Origin of the sequence: Streptomyces sp. KLMMK (assembly GCF_036961605.1) — a bacterium.
Lineage (GTDB): Bacteria > Actinomycetota > Actinomycetes > Streptomycetales > Streptomycetaceae > Streptomyces > Streptomyces telluris.
The window spans coordinates 1-7,289 of the sequence record NZ_JBAMDC010000334.1 but is presented as its reverse complement, the minus strand read 5'-3'; the positions used below and the strand labels follow the sequence as shown (position 1 = coordinate 7,289).

General features: G+C 69.1%; 7 protein-coding genes. 3 read left to right on the top strand and 4 right to left on the bottom strand.

Features of this window, described 5'->3' with window-relative positions; all coding sequences use genetic code 11:
* Positions 1 to 321: hypothetical protein (locus V7793_RS30070; RefSeq protein WP_336012373.1), on the top strand; the 321-nt coding region annotated here is incomplete at its 5' end.
* Between the two features lie 121 nt (positions 322 to 442).
* On the opposite strand, the gene V7793_RS30065 is transcribed toward V7793_RS30070, so the two are convergent.
* From V7793_RS30065 to V7793_RS30055, 3 genes are all read right to left on the bottom strand, one after another.
* Positions 443 to 1,081 (bottom strand): superoxide dismutase, encoded by a 639-nt coding sequence (locus tag V7793_RS30065; protein WP_058044431.1) that lies wholly within the window; start codon positions 1,079 to 1,081, stop codon positions 443 to 445.
* A gap of 189 nt (positions 1,082 to 1,270) precedes the next feature.
* On the bottom strand, positions 1,271 to 2,683 hold the full coding sequence (locus V7793_RS30060) for an amino acid permease (RefSeq protein ID WP_336012370.1): 1,413 nt from the start codon (positions 2,681 to 2,683) through the stop codon (positions 1,271 to 1,273).
* A gap of 182 nt (positions 2,684 to 2,865) precedes the next feature.
* Entirely contained in the window at positions 2,866 to 4,260 is a 1,395-nt protein-coding gene (locus V7793_RS30055) for an amino acid permease (RefSeq protein ID WP_336012367.1), read from the bottom strand.
* A 282-nt stretch (positions 4,261 to 4,542) separates the two neighbouring features.
* Here V7793_RS30055 and V7793_RS30050 point away from each other — a divergent pair, with 282 nt between their 5' ends.
* A complete protein-coding gene (locus V7793_RS30050) occupies positions 4,543 to 5,145 on the top strand; it encodes a biotin transporter BioY (protein WP_336012363.1) in 603 nt (200 codons plus the stop codon).
* A gap of 71 nt (positions 5,146 to 5,216) precedes the next feature.
* On the opposite strand, the gene V7793_RS30045 is transcribed toward V7793_RS30050, so the two are convergent.
* On the bottom strand, positions 5,217 to 6,659 hold the full coding sequence (locus V7793_RS30045; protein WP_443058023.1) for an amino acid permease: 1,443 nt from the start codon (positions 6,657 to 6,659) through the stop codon (positions 5,217 to 5,219).
* 167 nt (positions 6,660 to 6,826) lie between these two features.
* Between V7793_RS30045 and V7793_RS30040 the strand changes: the two genes are divergently transcribed.
* A partial coding sequence (locus tag V7793_RS30040; protein ID WP_336012361.1) for a ribose-5-phosphate isomerase occupies positions 6,827 to 7,289 on the top strand: 463 nt, incomplete at its 3' end.

The following is a 7,289-nucleotide window of genomic DNA, read 5'->3' as shown; positions in this document are numbered from 1 at the left end:
GAGCAGCTGGACCGCTGGCGCGCCGAGGCCCTGGAACGGTGGCGCGACGGACCCCGTACGGCCGCGGCCTACCCCGCGGACAGCGGCCGGCGCGAGGTGGAGCTCCCGCGGACGTGGGGGAGCATGGACTGGCGGCTGGCGCTGGGCGTCTTCGAGTACCGGCTGACGGGCACGGTACGGGTCGCCGCCGATGGGACGACGTCGGCGGACTACCGCTTCGCGGTGTGCACGTGCTGGGACGCCGGCCGGTTCGCCCGGCTGCACGACGTGGGGCTCGCGAAGGGGTTCACGGTGACGGGCGAGGCGTTCGGCCACGTATGAGTGAGCACGTATGAATGAGAAGGCCCCCGCGGTGCGGGGGCCTTCTCCGCCTGCCGCGTGAAGGGTGAGAAGACGATCACGAGCAGGACATCAAGGGGTGGTCCCTGGGGGACGGGGTTCCTTACGGAACCAGCAGCAGGTTGCCGCGCTGCTTGGCGGCCTCGAAGCGCTTGGCCACGTCCTGCCAGTTGACGACGGCCCACATGGCGTCGATGAAGTCGACCTTCTGGTTCTTGTACTGCAGGTAGAAGGCGTGCTCCCAGGCGTCGAAGACCAGGATCGGGACCGAGCCCTGGCCCACGTTGCCCTGGTGGTCGTAGACCTGCTCGACGATCAGCTTGCCGCTGATCGGCTCGTAGGCGAGGACGCCCCAGCCGGAGCCCTGGGTGGTCGCGGAGGCCTTGGTCAGCTGGGCCTTGAACTTGGCGAAGGAGCCGAAGGACTCGGCGATCGCGTCGGCGAGCTCGCCCACGCCGTCCTTGTCCAGGGGCTCGCCGCCGCCGTCGCCGGACATGTTCTGCCAGTAGATGCTGTGCAGGATGTGACCGGAGAGGTGGAAGGCCAGGTTCTTCTCCAGGCCGTTGATGGCGCCCCACTGGTCCTTGTCGCGGGCCTCGGCGAGCTGCTCCAGGGTGTCGTTCGCGCCCTTGACGTACGCCGCGTGGTGCTTGTCGTGGTGCAGCTCGATGATCTTCGCGTCGATCGTCGGCTGCAGCGCAGCGTAATCGTAGGGAAGTTCAGGAAGTGTGTAGATGGCCATGCCGAGCCCTCCGACTGCTTATTGCAATTAACTTGCAGGTAGACGCTACCAGCAAGAGCAACTGACGGGCCGTAAGGGTGGGCGATCTCCTACCAAAGACCGAGGCGGGCTAGGTCCTGAAGATCAGGACCCAGCCCGCCTCGTGGGGGGTGTGGGTGGTGGCCGAAGGGCGCGGTCGGCCGCCCGCGGTCAGTGCTTCGCGGCCATCACGCGCTGTCGCAGGTAGCCGACGAGCGCGAGCACGCCCGTGAGCCCGGCGGTGAAGAACAGCTGGATGCGGGTGTCCTCCTCGCGCAGCATCAGCGAGAGGACCGCCACGATCCCGGCCAGGGCCACCCAGGTCAGACCCGGGAAGAGCCACATCTTCACCACGAGCTTCTCCGGCGCCGAGCGCTCCAGCTGCCGGCGCATCCGCAGCTGGGTGGCGGCGATGAAGCCCCACACCACGAGCACCGCCGCGCCCGTCATGTACAGCAGCCACTTGAAGACGGTGTCCGGCCACCAGTAGCTGAGCAGGACGGCGAAGAAGCCGAAGCCGGAGGAGGCGATCACGGTCAGCCGCGGCACGCCGCCGGTGACCTTGGCCAGGAATCGCGGGCCCTCGCCGCGCATGACCAGGGAGTGCGACATCCGCGAGGCGCCGTAGATATTGGCGTTCATGGCGGAGAGCAGGGCGATCAGCACGATGACGTTCATGATCTGCCCGGCGGCCGGGATGTCGAGGTACTTGAGCACCGCCACGTAGGGGCCGTCCGTCAGGAGCGCCTTGTCGTTCCAGGGCAGCACGGTGACGATGACCAGCATCGAGCCGACGTAGAAGAGGGCGATCCGCCACATCGCCGTGCGGACGGCCTGGGCGACGCCCTTGACCGGCTGCTCGGACTCGGCCGCGGCGATCGTCACCGTCTCCAGGCCGCCGTAGGCGAAGACCGAGGCGAGCAGGCCCACGACCAGGCCGTTGGCGCCGTTGGGGAGGAAGCCGCCGTGGCCGGTGAGGTTGTCGGAGCCCGGGGCCTCGGTGCCCGGCAGCGCGCCGCAGATGGCGAGGACGCCCAGGACGAGGAAGACGCCGATCGCGGCGACCTTGAGCGTCGCGAACCAGAATTCGAACTCGCCGAAGTTGCTGACCGCCGCGAGGTTCGTCCCGCAGAACACGGCCATGAAGATCAGCACCCACATCCACGAGGCGGTGGAGGGGAACCAGGACTGCATGATGTGGGCCGCGCCGATCGCCTCGACGGCGACGCCCACACAGAGCTGCACCCAGAACATCCAGCCGGCCGTGAAGCCCGCCCAGGGGCCTATCGCCTTCTCGGCGTGCACGGAGAAGGTGCCCGAGGCCGGGTTGGCCGCGGCCATCTCGCCCAGCATCCGCATCACGAGCATCACGAGCAGTCCGGAGACCGCATAGGCGAGCACGATGGCCGGACCGGCCGCGGCGATACCCGCGCCGGAGCCGACGAAGAGGCCGGCCCCGATGACGCCGCCGAGGGCGATCATCGACAGGTGGCGTTGCTTGAGGCCGTGCGACAGATCCGTGCCGCCCGGCGCCTGGTCGCCGACCGCGCGCTCGGGCGCGGAGGTCGCAGAAGTCCGAGTCATGGTCGTGTGTGTCCCGTGGGGTGAGAGCGGAAAAGTTGCCTCAGTGTGGGGGTCATGTTCGCCCAGGACAACACCTGTGACAGGGCTGTCCGATATTCAGACGGCGGTATGACTGTCCGTGCCTGACATCTCGCCAGAAGGTGAAGGAATCCGGCCGCCCGGAGCGCTCCGGGCGGCCGTGATCAGCCCGCCCGGCGCAGCCGGAGCTCGCGCAGCCCGGCCACCAGGAGCACGGCACCGGTCGCCGCGGCCGACCACATCAGCTGCGGCCGGGCCCCGTCGTCGGTCAGCATCAGCACCAGCACGCCGCCCATCCCGGCCAGAGCGACCCAGGTCAGATAGGGGAAGCACCACATCCGCAGGGCGAGCTTCTCGGGCATCTCCCGCTCGATCCGGCGCCGCAGCCGCAGCTGCGAGACGGCGATCAGGCCCCAGACGAAGAGCAGGACCGCACCCACGGCATTCAGCAAGTACCGGAAGATGGAATCCGGCCACTGCAGGTTGAGTATCACCGAGGCGAAACCGAACGCGACCGAGGCCAGCACGGCCCGGCGCGGCACACCGCTGCCGGACACCTTCAGCAGCGCCTTCGGCGCCTCACTGCGCTCGGCGAGCGAGAAGACCATCCGCGACGAGCCGTAGAGGTTGGCGTTCAGCGCCGACAGCAGCGCCACGAAGACCACGATGTTCATGATCTGCCCGGCGGCCGGGATGCCGATGTGGTCGAGCACGGCCACGTACGGGCTCTTGCCCGGCTCCATCGACGACCACGGCAGCAGGGTGACGATGACGAGCATCGAGCCCACGTAGAAGAAGAGGATGCGCCACACGGCGCTGCGCACCGCCCGGCCGACGGCGCGCGCCGGGTCGTCGGACTCGGCCGCGGCGATGGTGAGGACCTCCAGGCCGCCGAAGGCGAAGACGACCGCGAGGACGCCGGAGACGACGCCGCTCACGCCGTTGGGCAGGAAGCCGCCCTGGCCGGTGAGGTTGGTGAAGCCCACCGCCTCGGTGTCCGGCAGCACGCCGAAGACCGCCAGCAGGCTCAGCCCCAGGAAGAGGACGATCGCGCCGACCTTGAGCGCGGCGAACCAGAACTCGAACTCGCCGAAGTTCTTCACGGCGGTGAGGTTGGCGGCCGTGAAGACCACCATGAAGATCAGCACCCAGGCCCACTGCGGGACGCCCGGCACCCAGCCGCCTGCGATCTGGGCCGCGCCCGTGGCCTCCACGGCCAGCACGACCACCAGCAGGAACCAGTACAGCCAGCCGACGGTGAAGCCGGCCCAGCGGCCCAGCGCCCGCTCGGCGTGCACCGAGAAGGCGCCCGAGGCGGGCATGGCGGCGGACATCTCGCCGAGCATCCGCATCACCAGCATCGCGAGCACGCCCGCGATCAGGTAGGAGACGATGATGCCCGGCCCCGCCACGGCGATGCCGGCGCCGGAGCCGACGAAGAGGCCGGCGCCGATGACGCCGCCCAGCCCGAGCATCGTGAGGTGCCGCTGCTTGAGCCCGGCCGACAGGGGTTCTTTCTCGCCCGCGAGGGAATCCGCGGTGGGGGGTGCGTCGTGCATGAGGTTCGTACTCTCGGATCCGCGCGAAGGGCGCTGGCGATCTTCACGCGGAGCGCAAAGGGGTATAGGTGACTCCACATTCTCCCGGCAATGCAGTCCGAGCCAAGCCTTACCGAGCTCCAGTGACAAGCATCACGCGATATTCCGCCCGCGCCGGGAACCACCCGGGGAAGTCTCCAAGCCGGACGGCTCGCCTTTGTCATTGCCGCGCGATGTCCCTTCGAGCGCCCTCGGCTAACGTCACAAAGTCACTTGTCCCCACCACTTATCTGCGGAGTGAAGATGGCCACCGCCGCTGCCTCTGTTCCCCGGACCGGTACGGTCCTCGCCGATCTGCTCCCCGCCTCCACCGCCGGGCGCGCCCGGGTGCGCGACGCGGCCCTGATCCTGGGCGGAGCCGCCCTCACCGGCCTCGCGGCGCAGATCGCCGTCCCCGTCCCCGGCTCCCCGGTCCCCGTCAGCGGCCAGACCTTCGCGGTCCTGCTGGTCGGCACCGCCCTCGGCGCCCGCCGCGGCTTCCTCTCCCTTGCCCTGTACGCCGTCGCCGGCGTCGCGGGCATGCCGTGGTTCGCCGAGGCCAAGTCCGGTGCCGCCTTCCCCTCCTTCGGCTACGTCCTCGGCATGCTGCTCGCCGCGACCGTCGTCGGCGCCCTGGCCCGCCGCGGCGCCGACCGCTCGGTCCTGCGTACGGCCGGCACGATGGCGCTCGGCTCCGCGATCGTCTACGCGGTCGGCGTGCCCTACCTGGCCCTGGCCACGAACATGCCCTTCGCCGACGCCGTCGCGGCGGGCCTGACGCCGTTCCTCATCGGCGACGCGCTGAAGGCCGCGCTGGCCATGGGAGCGCTTCCCACTGCGTGGAAGCTCCTGGGCCGCCGGGGCTGATCCCCTCCGCATACGCAGAAGCCCGCGTCCCCCCTCGGGGACGCGGGCTTCTGCGTAGGTGCGCGGTGCGGCTAGCGCCCGGCGCCGGCGCGGTGGCGGCGGTCCAGGATGAGGCCCAGCGCCACGACGATCACACCCACCAGCACGGAGGCGAGCACCGTCTGGCGGTTGTCACCACCGGTGTAGAGCATGTAGCCCAGCACGAAGGTGATCATGCCGATGGTGGCCCACGTCAGGTACGGGAAGAGCCACATCTTCACCGTGAGCTTCTCCGGCATCTCGCGCAGGATGATGCCGCGCATCTTCAGCTGGGTGAAGCAGATCACCAGCCAGACGAAGAGGGCGACGGCGCCGGAGGCGTTCAGCAGGAACTTGAAGACGGTGTCCGGCCAGACGTAGTTGAAGATCACCGACACGAAGCCGAAGACGACCGAGGCGAGGATGGCGACCTGCGGCACGCCCCGCTTGTTGACCGTGGCGAAGGACTTCGGCGCGTCGCCGCGCTGGCCGAGGGAGAAGGCCATGCGGGAGGCGGTGTAGAGGCCGGAGTTCAGGCAGGACAGGACGGCCGTCAGCACGATGACGTTCATGATCTGGCCGGCGTGCGGGATGCCGATCGAGTCGAGCGCCGCGACGTAGCTGCCCTTGTCCGCGATCTCCTTGCTGTCCCAGGGGAGCAGGCTGACCACGACGAAGATCGAGCCGAGGTAGAAGACGGCGATGCGCCAGATGACGCTGTTGGTGGCCTGGCGGACCGCGCGCTGCGGGTCCTCGGACTCACCGGCGGCGAGCGTGACGATCTCGCTGCCCATGAAGGAGAAGACGACCATCAGCACACCGGTGAGGATGGCGCCCGCTCCGTTGGGCAGGAACCCGCCGTGCGCGGTGAGGTTGTCCAGGCCCGCGCCCGGGTTGTCCGAGCCCGGCAGCACGCCGAAGACGGCCAGCAGGCCGATGGCCACGAACGCGGCGATCGCGACGACCTTGATGCCGGCGAACCAGAACTCGAACTCGCCGTACGAGCTGACCGAGGCGAGGTTGGTCGCCGTCAGCACGATCATGACGATCAGTGCCCAGGCCCACTGCGGGACGGACGGTATCCAGCCGTTGAGGATGGCGGCGCCCGCGGTCGCCTCGACCGCCAGCACGACGACCCAGAAGAACCAGTACAGCCAGCCGATGGAGAAACCGGCCCAGCGGCCGAGCGCCCGGTCCGCGTAGGCGGAGAACGAGCCGGAGGTCGGGTTGGCCGCGGCCATCTCGCCGAGCATGCGCATCACGAAGACGACGAGCGTGCCGACGAGGGCGTAGGAGATGAGAATGCCGGGGCCGGCGGCGGCGATGCCGGAGGCGGAACCCACGAAGAGGCCCGCACCGATCACACCGCCAATGGCGATCATGGACAGGTGGCGGTTCTTGAGTCCGGCCTTGAGGCCTTCCCCGCCCGCCGCCGGGGCGTTGCCGGGATCGCCGGTCGTCGACCCCTTCGTCATGGTCGGCGGTGTCGCGCTCATATGCACGTTCCTTCGGGTTGTTCCTTTGGTTCTCGGGTTACGAGCCACCGCATTAGAACTTTTCGAAGGTGTCTTTAGGAAGACCCGAATCCATTTCGTTGTGTTCACTCAGAGTTACCACGACCTGCTGGCCGATCACGGTCCCCGTTCGTGCCACACTCGGACGCATGCGCGTGTACCTCGGCTCCGACCATGCCGGCTACGAACTCAAGAACCACCTCGTCGAGTGGCTCAAGGCCCACGGCCACGAGCCCGTCGACTGCGGTCCCCACATCTACGACGCCCAGGACGACTACCCGCCGTTCTGCCTCCGCGCCGCGGAGCGGACCGCCGCCGACGCCGGCAGCCTCGGCATCGTGATCGGCGGCTCGGGCAACGGCGAGCAGATCGCCGCGAACAAGGTCAAGGGCGTCCGGGCCGCCCTGGCCTGGAGCGAGCAGACGGCCGCCCTCGGCCGCGAGCACAACGACGCCAACGTCATCAGCATCGGCGGCCGGATGCACACCCAGGAAGAGGCGACGAAGTTCGTCGAGATCTTCCTGGCCACGCCGTACTCCGGTGAGGAGCGCCACACCCGCCGCATCGAGATGCTGGCCCGCTACGAGACGACGGGCGAGCTCCCCGAGATCC